This window comes from Janthinobacterium sp. 13 (genome assembly GCF_002749695.1).
GTDB lineage: Bacteria > Pseudomonadota > Gammaproteobacteria > Burkholderiales > Burkholderiaceae_D > Janthinobacterium > Janthinobacterium kumbetense.
On the sequence record NZ_PEEQ01000001.1, the window covers coordinates 5,688,812 to 5,708,619 of the forward strand.

A 19,808-nucleotide genomic window follows, 5' to 3' on the forward strand; every position below is an offset into this window, starting at 1 on the left:
GTACGGGGTATTCAGGGCGCTGGCGGCATGACCCAGTGCGCCAGCGCGCCGCGCTCCAGCCCCAGGCGTTGCGCCACGGCGGCCGCTTCGAAGGCCCACAGGCCGTAGTAGCCGCCCAGTCCCTGCGCGCGCAAATGGCCGTTGAACCAGTCTTCGCGCACCAGCGCGCCGTGCCAGCCGGCCAGGTATTGTTGCAGGTGCTCCAGCTGCTGTGCGCGGTCGTCCGCGTCGAGGCAGTCGTACAGGGCCGTATAGGGTTCGGCGAAATACCATTCGTCGACGGCAGGACGCTGCGGATCGATGGCGGACAGCAGCGCTTCGTACACGCCATCTTCGCCATCGAAGGCCGTTTGCAGGGCGGCCAGGCGTCTGGCCAGGTCGTGACGGCCGAACAGCAGGGTCGCGCCCAGCAGCTGCAAGGTGCGCGCGTAATCCGTCAATTGTTCGAAATCAAAGGCGGGCAAGGCGTCGTCAGCGTAGGCCGCGGCAAGGGCCGCGCGCGCCGTTTCGCAGGCGGCGACGGCCGCTTCCAGCGCCGTTTCCACGTCAGGCAAGGGCAAGCCTGCCGTGTAGCGCAGCGAGAAGACCTGGTAAGCCGTGCTGGCGGCCGCGCAAGCCCAGTAGGCGTCGTCGCCGCCATCGACTTGCGCCTGCGCCTGCGCGCGGACATAGGCAGCCAGCAGGGCGTCGAGGTAGGCGAGGTTGCGGGCAAAGTCGAACGCAGTGTCGTACGTCTCGGGCGGCGCCTGGCGCGGTGCATGGGGCCAGGGTGCGGATGCCGGCGGACAGGCATCGGCGCAATCGCGCTGGATGGCCCAGTCGGCGAAGACTTGCTGCAGATACTGCGCTGTCTCGTCGTCGTGCGCGATGGCGCCCGCGCCCACCAGGGTCGTGCCCAGCAGGGTGTAGCCGGGAAAGCGGCTGCTCTCGTAGGCGATGGTGGTCACGCTCTGGATGGCCTTGCCGTCGCTCAGGTCGCGCACGCGGAAGTACACGTCGTCCCAGCCGGCCAGCGGCGGCGCCGGCTGGCCCGCCGCCACGGTGCTCCAGCTGCCGTCGGCCTGTTCTTCATAGGCGTCGAGCAGTTCGTCGATGCCGCCGGGGCGGTCGATGCGGTTGTTGGCGTCGTATTGCAGGCCCAGTTCGGCCGCGAAAGCTGCCGCGTGGCGGCCCGCGAACACCAGGTACTGGGCGTTCAGGGTGCCGACCAGCAGGTCGGATTCTTGTCCGGCCACGCCGAGCGCCTGCGGCAGCCGGTACCAGTGGTGGCCCGGGATGCCGGCCATGGGGCCGCCTCCGGCCGCCTGCGGGTTGGTGCAGCGCAGCTGTTCCAGCCATTCATAGCGTTCGCGCCGCGCCGCTTCCGTGCCGCTGCCGCGGCCTGTCAATTCGTCAAGCAGGGTATTCAACAACATGGTGCATCTATCCTAAAAAAACACGTGCGTGGCGTGGCGTCATGCCGGCGTGCTTTGCGCAAACGCAAACAGCGTGTCAAGCACGGCGTCCGGTTGTTCGGCCATCAATTCGTGCCCGCTGTCGACCTGCACCACGGTGCCATGCGCGATGCTTGAGGTCAGCAAGCGGGTCGATTTGGGCGGCGTCATCATGTCGCGCGCGCCGAAAATGAATAAAGTGGGGCAGTGTACCGAAGCGGCGGCGATTTCGCCGTTCGCGTAGGCATTGCAGGCGAAAAAATCCGTGTGAAACACGTGATCGGGGTTGAGGGCGGCGATGCGCTGCTTCAGGCGCCGCGCGCCGCCCATGGCGTAAAAGCCGGGGCCGGGAAACGACGGCTTTTGCGCGATCGACGAATGCGACCAGATATTGACCATGTCGATGGCCGCCTGTTCATCGCTCAGCGACGTTTCCAGCAGCGCGGGCGAGACCTTCATCGGGTAGGTGGACCCCAGCATGGCCAGGTGGCTGATCCGCCCGGGCGCCAGGAATGCCGCTTCCAGCGCGATCAATGAACCCATGCTGTGGCCGGCCAGCATGGCCCTGGGCGCGCCGGCCGCGTCCAGCACGGCCAGGATCCAGCGCGCCAGGTCGGCCACATTGTCCCTGGCCTTGCCCCCGCTGCGGCCGTGTCCCGGCAAGTCGACGGCCAGCACGTTCCAGCCGTGGTGGGCAAAGTAGCGCGTCTGCAGGGCCCACACGGAATGGTCGTTCTGTGCGCCGTGGATGAAGACGGCCGTCGGTTGATTCGGGTCAAAAGCTTTGCCGCCCGTGTAGCAGTAGGCGGTGGTATTGTCGATGGTGAACAGCATCTCAGGCGCCTTTCTGCGACAGTTTCAGGCCACGGGCCAGGTCTTCGATCAAATCGTCCGCGTCTTCCAGCCCCACCGATAAACGCATGGTGCCTTGCGTGATGCCCGCCTGCGCCAGCTGATCGTCGGGCACGCGGAAATGCGTGGTGGAGGCGGGGTGGATGACGAGCGACTTGGCGTCGCCCACGTTGGCCAGGTGCGAAAAGATCTTCAGGCTGTCGACAAAGCGCTGGCCGGCCGCGCGGTCGCCGCGCAGGCGGAAGGTGAACACGCCGCCCGCGCCTTTCGGCAGCAGGGTTTTCGCCAGTGCGTAATCGGGATGCGACGGCAGCTCGGGGTAGGATACGGATTCCACGGCCGGATTGGCCAGCAGGAAGTCGATGATCTTGCGCGTGTTGGCCACGTGGCGGTCCATGCGCAAGCCCAGGGTTTCGACGCCTTGCAGGATGGCGAAGGCATTGTGCGGGCTCATGACGGCGCCGAAATCGCGCAAGCCTTCGCGCCGCGCGCGCAGGGCGAACGGCGCCACCGTCGATTCCTCGGCGAAGACCATGCCGTGGAAGCCGTCATACGGCTCGCACAGTTCGGCGAAACGCCCCGTCTTGTCGTACGCCGCCTGCCAGTCGAAGGTGCCGCCATCGACGAGCAAGCCGCCGATGGCCGTACCGTGGCCGCACAGGAACTTGGTGGCCGAATGGAAGACCAGGTCGGCGCCATGCTCGAAGGGGCGCAGCAGATACGGCGTGGTGAAGGTCGAATCGAGCATCAGCGGCAGGTGGTGCTCGTGCGCCAGGGCGGCAATCCGGGGGATGTCGAGCACGTCGAGGCCGGGATTGCCCAGGGTTTCGGCGAACAGTACCTTGGTATTCGGGCGGATGGCGGCGCGCCAGGCGTCCACGTCGCGCGGGTCGACAAAGGTCGTCTCGATGCCGAAGCGTTTCAAGGTGTAGGCCAGCAGGTTCTGCGAGCCGCCGTACAGGGCGCGCGACGCGACGATGTGCGATCCGGCGCCCGCGATGGTGCATAAACCCAGGTGCATGGCGGCCTGGCCGCTGGCCGTGGCGATGCCGGCCACGCCCCCTTCGAGGGCGGCGATGCGCTCTTCCAGCACGGCGTTGGTGGGGTTCGAGATGCGCGAGTACACGTGGCCGGCCCGCTCCATATTGAACAGCGAAGCCGCATGGTCCGAACTCTTGAAGGCAAACGAGGACGTGAAATGGATGGGCGTGGCGCGCGCGCCCGTGGCCGGGTCGGGCGCCGCGCCCGCATGCAGGGATAAAGTGTCGAAACCGGGGTATTTCGGGCCGCTCATGGTGTCTCCGCCAAGTTTTATAGTGGCAAGATCGTAACCTGATTTGCATCTGAGCAAAAGGGCTCGTGTGCAGGGCGCATGGCGCCGTGCTGGCGGGTGGCGTGTGTAACCTGCAGTGTAAAAAAAGTGACCGCTGCGGTGCGGCGGTGGTAGGATACCGGATCAGCGATATTCGGGCTGTTTGACCTGTGCGCGTGCGCCGCGCCGCAGGGAAGGCTGCTACGTGCCAGCGAAATCCTGGGCTTCAGGCGAACTCTCATCGCATGTCCACCAGGAAAGATTTTATGCCCGCAATATCGTTCGACGGCGCCCTTGCCGTACCCGGACCTTCTATCGTCGACGGCCTGTGCCACGCAGGCTGGCTCATGCAAGAGCATTTTATCTCCCCTGAACTGAGCCGCCAGCTGGCCGCCGAATGCGTGCAATCCATGCTCAGCGGCAAGATGAAGGGCGCCGGCGTGGGCAGCGGCCATGCGCCGCTGCTGCAGCCGGACATCCGCGGCGACCATATCGAATGGCTGGAAACGGGCCGCTCAGCCGCTTGCGACCGCTACCTGGAACACATGGAAGCGCTGCGCTGCATGCTCAACCGCGAGCTGTTCCTGGGGCTGGACGAGTACGAAAGCCATTTCGCCCTGTACGCGCCGGGCGCCTTTTACCGGGCCCATCTGGACCGTTTCCGCGATGACGACAAGCGCACGGTGTCCGTCGTGCTGTACCTCAACGCTGACTGGCTGCCGGAGCACGGTGGCGCGCTGCGCCTGCACCCGCAGGGCGGCGAGCACGTCGATATCGCGCCGCAAGCGGGCCGCATGGCCATGTTCATGTCGGGCGAGATGCTGCACGAAGTGTTGCCGACGGCGCGCGAGCGCCTGTCGATAGCAGGATGGTTCCGCCGCAGGGCGTGAGAAAAACTACTGCGCGTCGCGGGGCACGGCCGGCGATGCTCACGGTACTCGCGTACCGCTGCGCTTCTCGGCCGCGCCGCGCATCCGCTCGCTACGTTTTTCTTGCCCGGCAATCCCCGTCGATTTGATTGCGCGCAAGGCTGGATTTTTCCGCAGGCATAGGCTACAGTCGCAGTAAGGGCTAGAATAACTAAAATACCAATCACGCGGACAGGACGGCCAATATGAAAGTATCTGAAATTCTCCAAGTCAAGGGCAATATCCTCTACACGGTCACGCCTGACCAGCCCCTGCTTGACGCGGCCAATACCATGGCTGAAAAGGACATCGGTTCGCTGGTGGTCATGGAATTTGGCGACCTGGTCGGCATGCTGACCTTCCGCGAAGTGTTGAACGCGCTGCATGAAAACGCGGGCCAGATCGGCGGCGGCACCGTGCGCAAGCACATGGACGACCACCCGATCACCGTCACGCCTGACACGGAAGTCAATGAAGTGCGCCGCATCATGCTGGAAAAGCATGCGCGCTACCTGCCCGTCATGAATGCCAAGACCTTGCTGGGCGTCATTTCTTTCTACGACGTGGCGCGCGCCGTGCTCGAAGCGCAAAGCTTTGAAAACCAGATGCTCAAGGCCTATATCCGCGACTGGCCGGCCGAAACCACCGACTAAGCTTCACTCATGCAGTAAAAACAACGCCGGCATCTGCCGGCGTTTTTTGTGGTTGAGTTACTATGTAAATTCCCTAGAAGTATTTACTTTGGTGGATGAATGAATCTGACCGATTATTATGTCGATTTTATAATTCTATGCGAAAAATTCTAGATAAAGTCTAATCTAGAAATTTAGCAATGAACTGAACTTCATTTGGAAACTGTTTGTTTTGTCGATAATAAAGTAAATTGATGGGAATGGGTATTTTTTCTAATCGAATATGCCTGCGTATTAGCGAAAAAATCAATACCAGCCCATTCGTGTAATTATGTTCGCATATTCATCCGCGACAATGTTGAATCTGTCAATGCTTCCTCCAAAAAATCCTTGTTTTAATAGCGGCCATTCTTGACCCTGTGCACGGGCAAGTGAAATAGTACGAAATAATGGGCCGCCACTGTTGTTTCTGGACTTGTAGCCGAATCTACCAATAGGTCCCCATGTATTGTCACCACTTTGTTTTGATAGATCCGCAGCCACTAAAGCTAATAATACTTCAAAATCATCAAAGGAATTTTCATAACCTTTTCCTAGGAATAAGATATCATCCAATTTTGGTTGGAATAATTTTAAAAAGTATTCGCTCATAGGTGCATGATTGTTTTCATGTCCAGGGAGTTGTTTAAATACATTATCTCTGGTTAGATTTAAAATTGCATCAGAAATATTTTCAACAAGGAAAACATTTTTGCTGGGATTCTCTAGCGAAGGTACCTTGGTCAGTAAAATATTGGCTAACGAATCAAATCGCTCACCAGCAACAGCTGCTATTCCTGCCATGTAAACCTGCAGAATTATCGGATACCAGCGCAAATGAATCCAAATATTTAGTCCACCTTGAACGTCAAGCCTATCTGTTGAGCGCGCCAGAACTTTTTGTAGAGTTTGTTTGTGAGCTGGTTGTGCCCAATATGCTACACATGCTTCCAAAGAACACAAGTCGTTGGATATGTTTTCGTATTTTAATAGTTTTTCGATTAATGCATCGAGTGAATAATTTGTTGATAAATTAAAATAGTCTTCTGTGCTTGCAGAAAGAAAATTTTGCACCCCTTGAATAAGGAGGTCATGGAGTTCGATTGTCGACGACTCCATAGATAGTAGCTGTTTCACCTTTGCTATTTTTCTGGTAATTGAGTCGCGTATATTTTCCTCATCAATAAAAGGTATACTATACGCCTCATCGCTATCCGCCCTCTCATCGGCAGGTCTTGATGATAATTGTGGCGCTGCAAGAATGAAGTCGCCGTCTCCGTCGATATACCCATAGTGAGGCGTTTGATTAGAATTTCGGTCCGTCGAAACTTTGTTGTAAACATAAGCCATTAATCCACTAGCGGTAAGAATTCCTTGCCCATTCGCTGCCGCTCCACGAATTCCCTCTAAAAAGTGACCTGTAAATACTGAGTGATCTGGAAGGGGGCCACCTGAGTCTGCTACTACCTCATCTGCTTTTCCTGCCGTAAGAACTTGCCGCGAATATCGCAATGTCATATCTTTGAGAAAGCGAACGCTGCCTGGATGAAGGCTGCGGGTTAAAGCTAGTCCACCGTAACATGCATCCATAATGAATAGCATGTGTTTGGCACGAATGAGTTCAGAATTTCCAGTAAATTCATCCCAACGAATTAAGGTTGATAGATCATTAATGTTGGCGTCATAAGGTACTAGGTAGCCAACTTCGCCTCGAAATCCAGTCTGTGTATGGCCGTGCCCTGCGAAAAAAACCAATATCCGGTCATCAATTTCTACCTCATCACGACAGAATGCTAAAAACGATCGCTGAATATTTTCTTTTGTAGCATCTTTATCCACTAGTAGAACAATATTGTCTTCTAGAAAGCCAATATCATTTATTAATGTTTCGCGTACCTCTTCCGCGTCATTCACTGCATAAGAAAGAGGTGAAGCATGTTTGTAATTGTTGATGCCAATTATCAAAGCATGACTATTTGAATACCACGGTTTGAGTAAGAATCTGATGTCACGCATATGGTCAGCCTTCTATATGTATTATTTTTTTGAATTCGCATGGGGTATGAGTTGTTAGTTATTTTCATTCCATGCCGTACCATATGTTTGGTAATGTAATTTTATATTTTTTACCACAATTTTCTTGTCATTTTAAATGGATATTGTCCGAAAATTAAATTAGTGTCCTTGTTCTTGTGGAGCTGAAAATTTTTGATTGATATTATCGATGAATAAGAATGTGGTATTTCGAATGGAATAATTTCTGCTTGTGGCGAGAACTAAGGCGGCATGATAAGTCTCACTAAGTCCTGATATGACAGGCGTTTCAGCTTCTGATCGGTATCTGAAACAGACCTGTTGATCTACCTAGGTAGGTTTATGCCGCGCCCTGCAGCGCTTCATTGTTGAGCCAGCTGCCTAGCGCCGTGGCCGTCATGGGGCGGGCGAACAGGAAACCTTGCGCCATCGGGCAGCCCAGCGCCTGCAGTATCTGCGCCTGGCGCTCGTCTTCCACGCCTTCCGCGATCACGGCCAGGCCCAGGTTGCGGCCCAGCTGGATGACCATTTCGGCGATGCTGCTGCCGCGCGCGGAACCCGTGATTTCCGTCACGAAGGCGCGGTCGATCTTCAGGCGGTCCACTTGCAGGCGCTGCAAATAGGATAGGGAGGAAAAACCCGTGCCGAAGTCGTCGATGGCGATGCTCACGCCCGTTTGCTTGATCTGCCACAACATCTTGATCAATAAATCAGGCTCTTCCATGGCCATCGATTCCGTGATTTCCAGTTCGATGAACTCGGGCGGCGCCTGCGTCTCTTCCAGCGCGGCGCGCAGCATCTCCAGGAACAGGGGGTGGCGGAATTGCACTTGCGACACGTTGACGGACATGACGAAGTTGCGGTGGCCCTGCTCGCGCAGCAGCACCAGTTCGCGGCACGCCGTGCGCAGCACCCATTCGCCCAGGTCGATGATGATGCCGGAATACTCGGCAATGGGAATAAAACGGTCGGGCGAGATGAACTTGCCGTCCGGCGTCTGCCAGCGCAGCAGCGCTTCGGCGCCCACGGGGCGGCGCGTGGTCAGGTCGATCTGCGGCTGGTAGACGACAAACAGCTGGCCCTGGCTGAAAGCCGTGCGCAGCGCGTGCATCATGCGCACCCGCTCGCGGATTTCGATGCCCATGCTGCGCGAGAAATAGAAATGCCCGGCGCGCTGCTGGCTTTTCGCCCGTTTCAGGGCGATATCGGCATCTTTCAGCGCATCGGCGCCCGTGCCCGCATGTTCGCCCAGCCGCACCAGGCCCAGGGTGGCGGACAATTGCACGTCCTGGCCATCGATGCTGAATGGCGCCTGGAACAGGGCCAGGATCTTGGTCGGATTGACTTGCGACGAGTCGCCCAGCACGCAAAAGATGTCGCCGCCCAGGCGCGCCACGGTCAGCTGCGGGCCCAGCTGGGTTTGCAGGCGTCCCGCCACGGCCACGAGCAGCATGTCGCCGAACTGGTGGCCCAGCGCGTCGTTGGTCTCGGCAAAATGGTCGAGGTCCACCAGCGACAGGGTGGCGTCGTCGCGCGCTGGACCGGCCAGGGTGGCGTCGAGGATTTCCACCAGGCGCGTGCGGTTGGGCAGCTTCGACAACTGGTCGTAGAAGGCGGCATTGTGCAGGTGCGACACCAGTTCGACGTTGTCGAGGCCCACGGCGACGTTGCTGCAGAATACTTCCAGCAGGCTTTCATCGATGGCGGACAGGGGGCGCGGCAGCACCAGGTAGGCGGCCGCGTCGCGGCTGGCCTTGCCCGCGAAGTACAGGGTGGCGTAGTCGTGCGCATACACATTGCGCCGCTGCGCCAGCGTGTGCTCGACGGCAGCCATCACGCGGGGGTTTTGCAGGCCGCACAGGGCGCTGTGCGGCAAGCTGGAAAAGCTGCCCGTGCAGGCCGAGACGAGCAATTCCCGCGCACCGTTGTCCTGCAAGTCCTGCACGCACAGCACGCCGTCGGCGCGGATGCCCAGCAGGTCGGCGATCTGCGCCAGCACGCCGGCCGAGAAGTTTTGCACGCCGTGCAGCGCCATCAGCTGCGTGCTGGCGTGGACGATGCGGTCCAGGCCGCGCCGGCTGCTGCTGATCGAACGGATCTGCTCGTACGAGCGGATGGCTGCCGTCACCGTGGTAAACAGCTTGATGCGCGTCAACTCGGACTTGGTCTTGTAGTCGTTGATGTCGAAATCGCGGATGGCGTCGATTTCCGGCGCATAGCCGGGCTGGCCCGTGCGCAGGATGATGCGCACATCCGTCATCTTGAGGGTTTCGCGGATATAGCGCACCAGGTGCAGGCCCGCGTCATCCTGTTCCATCACCACGTCGAGCAGGATGACGGCGATGTCGTCTTCATGCTTGAGCAGTTCGCGCGCCTGGCCGGCCGAATACGCATGCACGAATTCCAGCGGGCGGTGCTGCATTTCCAGGTTGCCCAGGGCGAAAGTGGTGGTGGAGTGGACGTCTTCATCGTCATCGATGATCATCACCCGCCAGACGCTGCGCGGTGCGACGGCCAGCGGCGCCGCTGGTTGCTCATCGAGGAATACCAGGTCGTCGTGATCGTCCTTGTTGGCGTCAAGGGGGATGATCGGTGCGGGCATGTATAGCTTCTCCAGGATGACTCGATATTTTTACGAGCGCGTCACAAAAAGCCCATGGCGTTGTTGCGTTGCCTCGCCGTACTTGCGTACTGTCTTCGGCAATGCGCCTAGCCCTGGGCATTTTGTGACGTGCTCTCGGCGCAGCCCGAATGCGGTTTGGTAACCTGTATTGTGTAGCGCGCTTTGATCCAAGTATATAGCTATTTAATAAGCAAAATGTTTTTTTAAGTCTATTCTGTGGAGCAATATTTCTTGTATTGCATGATTGCAACTCATATTTGGTGTTTTTTATATGAAAAAAAACACGGTATTTGAAAATGGCGATTTTGGCGGGGCAATATCGGCCTTGCTGCGGCATTAGCGGCATGGCATGCCCCGCAGGCTGGTAGAATTGAGTTTTCCAGTCCTCACACTTCCTACTATGTCCGGCAATTCTTTTGGCAAGCTGTTTACTGTTACCACTTTCGGCGAATCGCATGGCCCGGCCATCGGCTGCGTGATCGATGGCTGTCCTCCGGGATTGATCCTGTCGGAAGCCGATATCCAGCCCGAGCTGGACCGCCGCAAGCCCGGCACGTCGCGCCATGTGACGCAGCGCCAGGAATCCGATACGGTGGAAATCCTCTCCGGCGTGTACCAGGGCGTGACGACGGGCACGCCGATTGCCCTGCTGATCCGCAATGAAGACCAGCGCAGCAAGGATTACGGCAATATCGCGGAAAGCTTCCGCCCCGGCCACGCCGACTACACCTACTGGCACAAGTATGGCGTGCGCGATCCGCGCGGCGGCGGACGCTCGTCGGCGCGCCTGACGGCGCCCGTCGTGGGCGCGGCGGCGATCGCCAAGAAATGGCTGCTGCAGCAGTACGGCACCACGTTCAAGGGCTGCATGAGCCAGCTGGGCGACATTCCCGTGCCGTTCCAGTCCTGGGAGCACGTGCATGCGAACCCGTTCTTTGCCGCCAGCGGCGACGCGGACCTGATCGCGCGCATGGAAGAGGCCATGGACCAGTTGCGCCGCGACGGCGATTCCATCGGCGCGCGCATCGACGTGATTGCGCAAAACGTGCCGGTGGGACTGGGCCAGCCCATCTACGACAAGCTGGACGCCGACATCGCCTACGCCATGATGGGTATCAATGCCGTCAAGGGCGTGGAAATCGGCGCCGGTTTCGATTCGGTGGCGCAAAAGGGTTCCGAGCACGGCGACGAACTGACGCCGGAAGGTTTTATCGGCAATAACGCCGGCGGCGTCCTGGGCGGCATTTCGACGGGGCAGGATATCAGCGTCTCGATCGCCATCAAGCCGACCTCGTCGATCCGCACGCCGCGCCGCTCGATCGATAAAGAGGGCAATCCCGTGATGGTGGAAACGTTCGGCCGCCACGACCCCTGCGTGGGCATCCGCGCCACGCCGATCGCCGAAGCCATGCTGGCGCTGGTATTGATCGACCACGCCCTGATGCACCGCGCGCAGTGTGGCGATGTCAGCGTGAATACGCCGAAGTTGAAGTAAGCCGAATGTTGTCGGATGACGGGCCTGCGGCCCTGATCCGACCTGCGACCTGGATGGTCGTTTTCTCGTTTAACAACGACACTTGCGACACCTGACAAAACCGTAGCGAGCGGAAGGGAGAGGTGGCTAAGAAGCGCAACCGTACTCTAGTACGGTGAGCATCGCAGGCCGCCTATGCCGACGCGCAGTAGGTTTGGTCAGGTGTTCTCATGCCACCTTATTCGCCACCAATTCCAATTGGTGGCGCATCTCCACCGACTGCACCAGCAACGCCCGGATATCGTTGATCAGGTTGAACTCCGTCTGGTTCAACTGGATCGGCGGGAAGCTGTCGTCCCAGTCGCCGTATAAAAATCCCGTGGGGTGGCCGTTGGCCGACAGGGGCAGCACGACGAAGCTGCGCGCTTCCGACAGCGTCGCTTTCCACCATTGCGGCAGCTTGGCGGCAAATTTCGGGTCGCGCGCGTTGTCGATGAAGATCACGCGGTCGCTGTTGAGGGCCGCGTGGAAGACGTTCGGCTCATATGCGTCGCCAAACACCATCAGGTCCTGCAGGTCGGCCATGCCTTCGCCCATGCTGATGCGCGCCGAATACAGATGGTCCCTGTGGTTGCGCACGAACGCCACCGAGCGCGAAAAATCGAAGCCCTGGTGCAGCGTTTCGAGCGCCATCGAGACCATCTGGCCCGGGCTGGCGCTGCCGATGGCGCCGCGCAGGTCGGCCAGGCCGCCGATCAGCACGCGGTTGCCTTCGGCGCGCATGCGCGTCGACGCCAGCTGGCGTGCGCGCCGTTCCGCCGGTTTCGACAGGGGCGCGATCGACAGGTCTGCCGCCGCCATCGCCTTGGCCTTGTCCACGGCCACCACCAGGTCCGTCGCGGTGATGCCCAGGGTGCCCGCATAATCGTCGATCAGCGCGTGCACCTGCGCCGCGCCGGCCGCGTCGTCATGCCACAGCGAGTCGGCGCAGCGCGCCGCCATCGTCGACAGGCCCGCCATCCAGTCGGCGCCGCTGACGGGCGCATTGTCCGGCGACGGGTCCATCGGACGCATGCCGTTGATCAGGTGTTGCGGCAAGCCCCAGTGGGCGGCCGTGGCATAGCCCACTTCCGGCAGCGACAGGCCGAGGACTTCGCGCGCGGCGGCCGCCTCGTTGCCGGGACCCGCATGCGCCTGCATGCGCGCCCAGAAGTCCGTCATGTAGAACGTCACCATCATGCGGCCCAGGGTGTGCAGCATCGAGCAGACGACGGCTTGCTCCGCCTGCAGGCTGCCGGCGCTGGTGGCTACCTGCTGCGCCACCATCCCGGCCAGCACGGCCTTTTCCATTTCCACGTGGGCGCTGACGGAATCGGGCGACGCCTGCGACAGTTCCTCGATCAGTTTCAGTCCCAGCGCCAGGTGGCCGATGGCGTCGATGCCCAGCACCAGCACGGCCTTCGAGACCGTGTTGACGCGCTGGCCGAAGGCGGAATACATGCCGCTGTTGGCCAGCCGCAGCACCTTGTGCGTGAGGACAGGGTCGGACAGCACCGTTTGCGTGATGTCGAATTCGTGGTCATCCTCGCCGCGCATGGCGCCCAGGATGGCGCTGATGGCCTTCGCGAAGCCGGGCATGTCGCCCTGCTGGCGCGTGCGCGCCCACAGCAGGTCCAGGGTGTTTTTGCCGAGCTGTGTCGGCGCCGTGAAATGACCTGGATTCATTGCACCCCTCCGCGCGGTTCATTGGCAGACGGCGCAGGCACCAGCGCCGCATAGGTTTTGTCGCTCAAGGCCGATAGCGCGGCGTGGGCCGGCATCGGTTTGCCCGTCAGGTAGCCTTGCACATACTGGCAGCCGCGCGATTCCATGAAGTGCATCTGCTCCTCGGTTTCCACGCCTTCTGCCACCACGGACAGGTTCAAATGCTTTGCCAGGTCGAGAATGGTGTTGCAGATGGCCGCATCCTTGCTCGATTCGGGCAAGTCCTTGATGAAGGTGCGGTCGATCTTCAGCACGGAAATGGGGAAGCGCTTCAGATACGCGAGCGAAGAATAGCCGGTGCCGAAATCGTCGATGGCGATGCGCGCGCGGCGCTCCGTCATCTTGACGAGGATGGTTTCCGCATGCACGGGGTCGATCATCAGGGTGCCTTCCGTAATTTCCAGCACCAGGTGTTCGCCGGACAGCCCCGAAAACGCGATGGCGTCGTCGAGGATGTCGAGGAATTTGTCGTTGCGGAACTGGCGCGGGCTGATGTTGACGGAGATGTACAGCGGCCGTTTGGCCACTTCCTGGAATTGCTTGAGCTGCACGCAGGCCGCCTTCAGCGCCCAGGCGCCCAGCAGGTTGATCAGCCCATTGGCTTCGGCAATCGGGATGAAGCGCACGGGCGGCACCAGGCCTAGGGTCGGGTGCTTCCAGCGCATCAGGGTTTCGAAACCCTGGATCTGCCGCGTGTGCGCATCGACGATGGGCTGGTAAAAGAGTAAAAACTCGCCTTCGCGCACGGCGTGGAACATGGCCGCTTCCAGCGAAATATCATGTTCCGACGGGCCGTTCAGGCGCGGGCTGTAGACCAGGCAGCGGGCCTTGCCCGTTTCCTTGGCGCGCGACATGGCCGCATCGGCCAGCGCCACCAGGCGCACTTCATCTTCCGCATGCAGCGGATAGATCGATACGCCGACCGACGCGCCCACGTAGATCGTGTGGCCATCGACTTCGAACGGCGCCTGCAGGGTCGCCAGCAGGCGGCCCGTCACCAGCTTGATCTGCGCGTCCGTGGCGCTGCCGGGCAGCACGGCAACGAATTCGTCGCCGCCCACGCGCGCCAGGGTGTCGCTGTCGCGCAGCGTCTTGCGCAGGCGCGCCGCGGCCAGGCGCAGCACGGCGTCGCCGACGGGGTGGCCCAGGCCATCGTTGACCTTTTTAAAGCCATCGAGACCGATCGTGGCGACGGAAAAGCCCTGGCCCGAACGGGCGGCCTGGGCGATCACCATGCGGATGCGGTCCGACAGCAGCAAGCGGTTCGGCAAGCCCGTGAGCGCATCGTGCGTGGCCATGTGGCGCAGCCGTTCTTCCGTATTGTGCTGGGCCGACGTGTCGCGTCCGACCACCAGCAATTCGGCCACGCCGGCCGCGTTCATATATGACGACAGGCGCAGCTCGAACCAGATTTCCTGGTCCGGCGTCTGCAGGCGCACTTCCAGGCGGCCCGGTTCTTCCAGGGCGTCTTCCAGCGCCGCCTGCAGCGCCGCGCGCGACGCTTCGGCGGCCAGCGGCAGCAGCAAATGGCCGGACAGGCCCGCCGGTGCGCCAAACAGGGTGGCCGCGCGCTTGCTGGCGAACAGGATCAGGCCGTCCGTATCGAGCCGGAACACGACGTCGCCTGCCTCTTCCATGAGGTTGTCCAACTCGTGGCGAGCCTCGCGGTGGGCGGCGGATGGGGTACTGGAAAACATCGTGCTGGCTTTTACCTTTTTGTTATCAGTGCCGGCGCTCGCTGCAGGGCAGGGCGCCAACGGAAAGAATGCATCGTGCGTGACGCGTGCCATAGTGGCCGGAAGGCGGCTATCGGAACGCGATCCACACGAAATGTATCATTGAAAAGCACCCGATTACATGAAATAGAGCAACATTGCTTCAGGTTTTGTAAATATTCCTGCCTTCCATGAAAAAAATCATGCCGCGCGACACACGCAGGCATTTTCGTTCCACATGGAAACATTTATCTGCGCTTGCTTCCACTGGCGCGCTTGCCCCGCCATGCGCTTTGCGCTAGTCTGGCTGGCAGACGGTGTTGGCGGTGCGCCAGCGACGGCAAGGGCGCCATGATAACAAATCGCGGGAGACCTCCATGAATGCCTTTGACACGCATGAAGTTTTTAACCAGGCCACGCCCTTTGAAAACGTCAATCTGTTCGCCTGCGATCCGGCGCTGATTGAAGCGCTGCTGCGCGAGGGCGGCGGCGCGGCGTTGCAGGAGCTCGACGCGCTGGGCGACAGGCTGGGCCGCGCCGAGACCTATGCGCTGGCGCGCCTGGCCAATATTCACACGCCCGAGCTGCAGCAGTTCGACCGGGCCGGGCGCCGCATCGACGAGGTGCTGTTCCATCCGGCCTGGCATGAGCTGATGGCCATCCTCGTGGGCGCCGGCGCGCACGCTTCGCCGTGGGCGTCGCCCGGTCCCGGCGCCCAGGTGGCGCGCGCGGCCGCCTATCTATTAGTGGGGCAGGTGGAAAACGGCACGCAATGTCCCGTGACGATGACGTATGCCTCGGTGCCGGCCTTGCGCCAGGCGCTTGATCTGCCGCAAATCGCGCAGCGCTGGCTGCCGAAAATCCTGTCGCGCGACTACGATCCCCGCTCCCTGCCCGTGGAGCAGAAACGGGGCGCCCTGGTCGGCATGGGCATGACGGAAAAGCAGGGCGGCTCCGACGTGCGCAGCAACACCACGCGCGCTACGCAGGTGCCGCCGGCCGAGGCGCAAGCGCTGTTCGGCGACGAGGCCGCCGGCGCCTGGCGCATCGTCGGCCACAAGTGGTTTTTCTCGGCGCCCCAGTGCGACGCGCATCTGATCCTGGCGCAGGCGGACGAGGGGGGATTGTCGTGCTTTTTCCTGCCCCGCTACCTGCCCGACGGCAGCCGCAACGCCATCCGCGTGCAGCGCCTGAAGGATAAGCTGGGCAACCGCTCGAATGCCTCGTCGGAAGTGGAGTTCACGAATGCCTACGGCTGGCTGGTGGGGCAGCCGGGGCGGGGCATCCCCACCATCCTGGAAATGGCCAGCCACACGCGCCTCGACTGCGTGCTGGGCAGCGCCGGCATCATGCGCGCTGCCCTGACGCAGGCGCTGCACCATGCGCGCCAGCGGGCCGTGTTCGGCAAGCCGCTGGCCGAACAGCCGCTGATGCAAAACGTGCTGGCCGACCTGGCGCTGGAATCGGAAGCCGCCACGGCGTTTGCGCTGCGCCTGGCCCGCTGTTTCGATGAAAAGGATGATGCAGGGCAAGCCATGCTGGCGCGCGTGCTCACGCCGGCCGGCAAGTACTGGATTTGCAAGCGCGGTCCCGGTTTCGGCTTCGAAGCGATGGAAGTGCTGGGCGGTACCGGTTATGTGGAAGAGGCGCCGCTGGCGCGCCTGTACCGCGAATTGCCCGTCAATTCGATCTGGGAAGGCTCGGGCAACGTCATGTGCCTCGACGTCTTGCGCGCCTTCGGCAAGTCGCCGGCCGCGCGCGACGCGCTGGCGGCCGAGCTGGCGCTGGCCGGTGATGACGATGCTATTTTCACCGGCTACCGCGCGCGGCTGCTGGCCGACCTGGACGGGCCGCAAACGGACGAATTTGGCGCCCGGCAACTATCCGAGCGCATCGTGCTGGCCGTGCAGGCGGGATTGCTGCTGCGCCATGCGCCGCCGTTCGTCGCGCAAGCGTTCCTGCAGTCGCGGCTGGTGCAGGCGCCGGGCGGGGCGTATGGCCGCTTGCCGGCAGGCACCGATTGCGCGGCCATCCTGGCGCGCGCGCTGCGCGAGTACTGAGTTTGCCTCCGCTTGGGTACGCAATTATTTCGAAAATTCCGGCCACAGGCGGGCTGGGGGCTGGGATAATGCTGCAATCCATCATTTTATCGATACACAGCGCGCTTGCGGCCCAGGCTTGCCGCCGCGCCAGCTAGCATAGAAAGAAAAACAATATGAAACAAGACCCGCGCTTCCCGAATTTGTTCATTACCGATCACCCTTTGATCCAGCACAAACTGAGCCACATGCGCGAGCACGACACGTCGACGCGCACCTTCCGCGAATTGCTCAAGGAAATCACCTTGCTGATGGGCTATGAAATCACGCGCGACCTGCCGCTGACGACGCGCGAAATCAAGACGCCGCTGGTGACCATCGACGCGCCCGTCATCGCCGGCAAGAAACTGGCCATCGTGCCCATCCTGCGCGCCGGCATCGGCATGAGCGATGGCTTGCTGAACCTGGTGCCATCGGCGCGCGTGGGCCACATCGGCGTGTACCGCGACCCGGCCACCCACATGCCCGTGGAATACCTGGTGCGTCTGCCGGACCTGAACGAGCGCACCTTCATCTTGTGCGACCCGATGGTGGCGACCGGCAATTCGGCCGTGTATGCCGTCGACGTGCTGAAAAAGCGGGGCGTGACGGACGAGCAGATCATCTTCCTGGCCCTGGTTGCCGCACCGGAAGGCGTGACCGTGTTCCAGAATGCGCATCCGAACGTCAAGATGTTCTGCGCCTCGCTCGATTCGCACCTCGACGACCACGCCTACATCGTGCCGGGCCTGGGCGACGCCGGCGACCGCATCTTCGGCACCAAGTAAACCGGTTCAGGCGAGTATTGCGATGGCAACCTTGATCGACCCGGATTTTCGCGCGCGTTTGCGCGCCCTGAATGAAAAATATGCGGCTGGCGTGCCGGCCCTGATGCAGGCGATCACGCAGGCAAGCGGCCGCTGCGACAGCGAAGGCCCCCGCCTGGAACCGCTGACGGAGCTGCACCGCGCGCTGCACGCGGTGGCCGGCTCGGCCGCCACCTTCGGTTTTGCCGCGCTGGGGCAGGAGTGCCGGCGCCTGGAACAGCTGGTGCGCGCCATGCTCAATGCCCCTGCGCAAGCGGTGGCGGATTGGCCTGGCGTGCGGGCGCAGGTGGCAGCGTTACTGGACTGGGCGGGACGCGACGCGGCGGCCACCCATTTCACCGCGTAGATGACCGCGCCATAGTCATGTGGTTGCAATGATTCATTTGATACAACGCAAAGCACCCGCGTCGCAGATTAGGATATAGTGTCTCCATGCCGCTGGTACAGGGCGCCGCAAGACGGGGATTTGGCTATTAAAGTAGTGTTCGCAAGTTTATTTTGCGAAAGAATGGTTTTTCTCAGTTTTGTTGGTATAATTGGGCATCGTTGGATTCGAGGTAGTAGTGCAGTTTGTCTGTCATTTCTTTCTTGCTTCAAACGATATAACGGGCGCAAGCCCAACTTAACTGAAATAGGAAATTGTAATGGCAACTGGCATCGTAAAATGGTTCAATGATTCGAAGGGTTTCGGCTTTATTACCCCTGACGAAGGCGGCGAAGATCTGTTCGCTCACTTCTCGGCTATCCAGTCGAACGGCTTCAAGTCCCTGCAAGAGAACCAACGCGTTTCTTTTGAAGTGACCGCTGGCCCTAAAGGCAAGCAAGCTTCGAACATTCAGCCAATCTAATACGCTGGATCAAACGAAATAAAGAAATCCTCGGTCTCCGAGGATTTTTTTTCGCCTGAATTTCCGTGAGGCATGGGTTTTGTGTGCGTTTGATGGGCTACGCGGCCTCTGCGCGGCTGTCTTTCGGCTACTTTGCCTCATTGTCGGCGGGTAGGCTTGCCTGGTCAGCGCAAGTCTCTAAGCCGAACTCTGCGGTGTTCCCCTTGATGTCACGACGCCGGACAAAACCGACGCGCAGCAGGTTTGGTCCCGCGTCCTCAGATAGCCCGTTCGCGCCAGTAATCTGGTTGCGAATAGCTATGCCTTAAAAAATCCACGAACGCCCGTATGCGCAGCGGCAAGTGGCGGCGCTGGGCGAACACGGCGTAGATATCGTTGCCCGGGGCGGCGAACTGGTCCAGCACCGTCACCAGCTGGCCCGAGGCGATCTCGGCGCCCACTTCCCACATCGAGCGCCACGCCAGGCCCTTGCCGGCCAGTGCCCAGTCGTGCAGCACTTCGCCATCGTTGCAGACCATATTGCCCGCCACCTTTAAAATCACGTTCTTGCCGTTTTCGCGGAAGGTCCAGCCCCGCTGGCTGCCTTCGCTGCTGATCGCCAGGCAATTGTGCTTCGCCAGGTCGGCCGGGATGCGCGGCGTGCCCGCCCGTTTCAAATAGGCGGGGGAGCCGACCAGCACGCGCTGGTTGTCCGCCAGCTTGGTGCTTACGAGTGAGGAATCGGACAGGCTGGCGATGCGGATGGCCACGTCGATGCCTTCGCCGATCAGGTCGACGAGGCGGTCGTTCAGGTTCAGCGACACCGTCACGTCGCGGTGCTCGGCGACAAACGAGGGGATCAGGGGCGCGACGTGCTGGCGGCCGAAGCCGGCAGGCGCGGAAATGAGCAGGTGGCCGCTGGCCTTCACGCTGCGCTCGGCCACGGCCGCTTCCGCCTCTTCCAGTTCGCCCAGGATGCGCTGGCAATCTTCCAGGAAGGCGGCGCCTTCATTCGTCAAGGCCAGTTTGCGCGTCGTGCGCTGGAGTAATTTGACGCCCAGGCGCTGCTCCAGCGCATCGAGGCGCCGGCCTATCATGGCTGGCGCGATGCCTTCCGCGCGCGCGGCGGCCGACAGGCTGCCCTTGGCCACTACTTCCACGAACGTTGATATTTGTCTGAACTGGCCCATGTTGTGCTCCCGTCATGCCATCACTTGTGATAAAAACGCATAGATGAAGTGATTTTTAATCTCGTTTCCATGCCTTATAGTGCAATACTATAGAACAAAT

At 60.7% G+C, this 19,808-nt stretch carries 15 protein-coding genes; 7 read left to right on the plus strand and 8 right to left on the minus strand.

Annotated elements, in window-relative coordinates:
* Positions 1-11: 11 nt before the first annotated feature.
* The 3 genes from CLU94_RS25050 to CLU94_RS25060 are packed head-to-tail and all read right to left on the minus strand — an operon-like array spanning position 12 to position 3,579.
* Positions 12-1,415 carry a PoNe immunity protein domain-containing protein gene (locus CLU94_RS25050; RefSeq protein ID WP_099667635.1) on the minus strand — a complete coding sequence of 468 codons (1,404 nt, stop codon included), beginning with the start codon at positions 1,413-1,415 and terminating at the stop codon, positions 12-14.
* 39 nt (positions 1,416-1,454) lie between these two features.
* Complete coding sequence (locus CLU94_RS25055; RefSeq protein ID WP_099667636.1) at positions 1,455-2,267, minus strand: alpha/beta fold hydrolase; 813 nt, start codon at positions 2,265-2,267, stop codon at positions 1,455-1,457.
* Position 2,268: 1 nt separating this feature from the next.
* Positions 2,269-3,579 carry an O-acetylhomoserine aminocarboxypropyltransferase gene (locus tag CLU94_RS25060; RefSeq protein WP_099667637.1) on the minus strand — a complete coding sequence of 437 codons (1,311 nt, stop codon included), beginning with the start codon at positions 3,577-3,579 and terminating at the stop codon, positions 2,269-2,271.
* A 284-nt stretch (positions 3,580-3,863) separates the two neighbouring features.
* On the opposite strand from CLU94_RS25060, the gene CLU94_RS25065 reads away from it, so the two are divergent.
* Together CLU94_RS25065 and CLU94_RS25070 are read left to right on the plus strand one after the other, a co-directional pair.
* Complete coding sequence (locus tag CLU94_RS25065; RefSeq protein ID WP_099667638.1) at positions 3,864-4,487, plus strand: 2OG-Fe(II) oxygenase; 624 nt, start codon at positions 3,864-3,866, stop codon at positions 4,485-4,487.
* Between the two features lie 224 nt (positions 4,488-4,711).
* Complete coding sequence (locus CLU94_RS25070) at positions 4,712-5,158, plus strand: CBS domain-containing protein (RefSeq protein ID WP_010398828.1); 447 nt, start codon at positions 4,712-4,714, stop codon at positions 5,156-5,158.
* 285 nt (positions 5,159-5,443) lie between these two features.
* Here CLU94_RS25070 and CLU94_RS25075 read toward each other — a convergent pair whose 3' ends face one another.
* Positions 5,444-7,192 (minus strand): caspase family protein, encoded by a 1,749-nt coding sequence (locus tag CLU94_RS25075; RefSeq protein ID WP_099667639.1) that lies wholly within the window; start codon positions 7,190-7,192, stop codon positions 5,444-5,446.
* A 358-nt stretch (positions 7,193-7,550) separates the two neighbouring features.
* Positions 7,551-9,812, minus strand: a complete 2,262-nt coding sequence (locus tag CLU94_RS25080) for a putative bifunctional diguanylate cyclase/phosphodiesterase (protein WP_099667640.1) — start codon at positions 9,810-9,812, stop codon at positions 7,551-7,553.
* A 421-nt stretch (positions 9,813-10,233) separates the two neighbouring features.
* On the opposite strand from CLU94_RS25080, the gene aroC reads away from it, so the two are divergent.
* Entirely contained in the window at positions 10,234-11,328 is a 1,095-nt protein-coding gene (gene aroC, locus CLU94_RS25085) for a chorismate synthase (protein ID WP_099667641.1), read from the plus strand.
* A gap of 207 nt (positions 11,329-11,535) precedes the next feature.
* On the opposite strand, the gene CLU94_RS25090 is transcribed toward aroC, so the two are convergent.
* Positions 11,536-13,032, minus strand: coding sequence for an HDOD domain-containing protein (locus CLU94_RS25090; protein WP_099667642.1), 1,497 nt, complete (start codon positions 13,030-13,032; stop codon positions 11,536-11,538).
* Positions 13,029-14,708: a putative bifunctional diguanylate cyclase/phosphodiesterase gene (locus CLU94_RS25095; RefSeq protein WP_251348432.1), complete on the minus strand. Its 1,680-nt coding sequence runs from the start codon at positions 14,706-14,708 to the stop codon at positions 13,029-13,031. Before CLU94_RS25095 ends, CLU94_RS25090 begins: the two co-directional genes overlap by 4 nt.
* Positions 14,709-15,163: 455 nt before the next feature.
* Here CLU94_RS25095 and CLU94_RS25100 point away from each other — a divergent pair, with 455 nt between their 5' ends.
* The 4 genes from CLU94_RS25100 (at position 15,164) to CLU94_RS25115 (ending at position 18,539) form a co-directional block, all read left to right on the plus strand.
* Positions 15,164-16,846: an isovaleryl-CoA dehydrogenase gene (locus CLU94_RS25100; RefSeq protein ID WP_099667643.1), complete on the plus strand. Its 1,683-nt coding sequence runs from the start codon at positions 15,164-15,166 to the stop codon at positions 16,844-16,846.
* Positions 16,847-17,001: 155 nt separating this feature from the next.
* Positions 17,002-17,652, plus strand: a complete 651-nt coding sequence (gene upp / locus CLU94_RS25105; protein ID WP_010398816.1) for a uracil phosphoribosyltransferase — start codon at positions 17,002-17,004, stop codon at positions 17,650-17,652.
* A gap of 22 nt (positions 17,653-17,674) precedes the next feature.
* A complete protein-coding gene (locus tag CLU94_RS25110) occupies positions 17,675-18,037 on the plus strand; it encodes an Hpt domain-containing protein (protein ID WP_099667644.1) in 363 nt (120 codons plus the stop codon).
* Positions 18,038-18,335: 298 nt separating this feature from the next.
* Positions 18,336-18,539, plus strand: coding sequence for a cold-shock protein (locus CLU94_RS25115; protein ID WP_010398811.1), 204 nt, complete (start codon positions 18,336-18,338; stop codon positions 18,537-18,539).
* A gap of 257 nt (positions 18,540-18,796) precedes the next feature.
* On the opposite strand, the gene CLU94_RS25120 is transcribed toward CLU94_RS25115, so the two are convergent.
* On the minus strand, positions 18,797-19,708 hold the full coding sequence (locus CLU94_RS25120) for a LysR family transcriptional regulator (protein ID WP_035819455.1): 912 nt from the start codon (positions 19,706-19,708) through the stop codon (positions 18,797-18,799).
* Positions 19,709-19,808 lie beyond the last annotated feature (100 nt).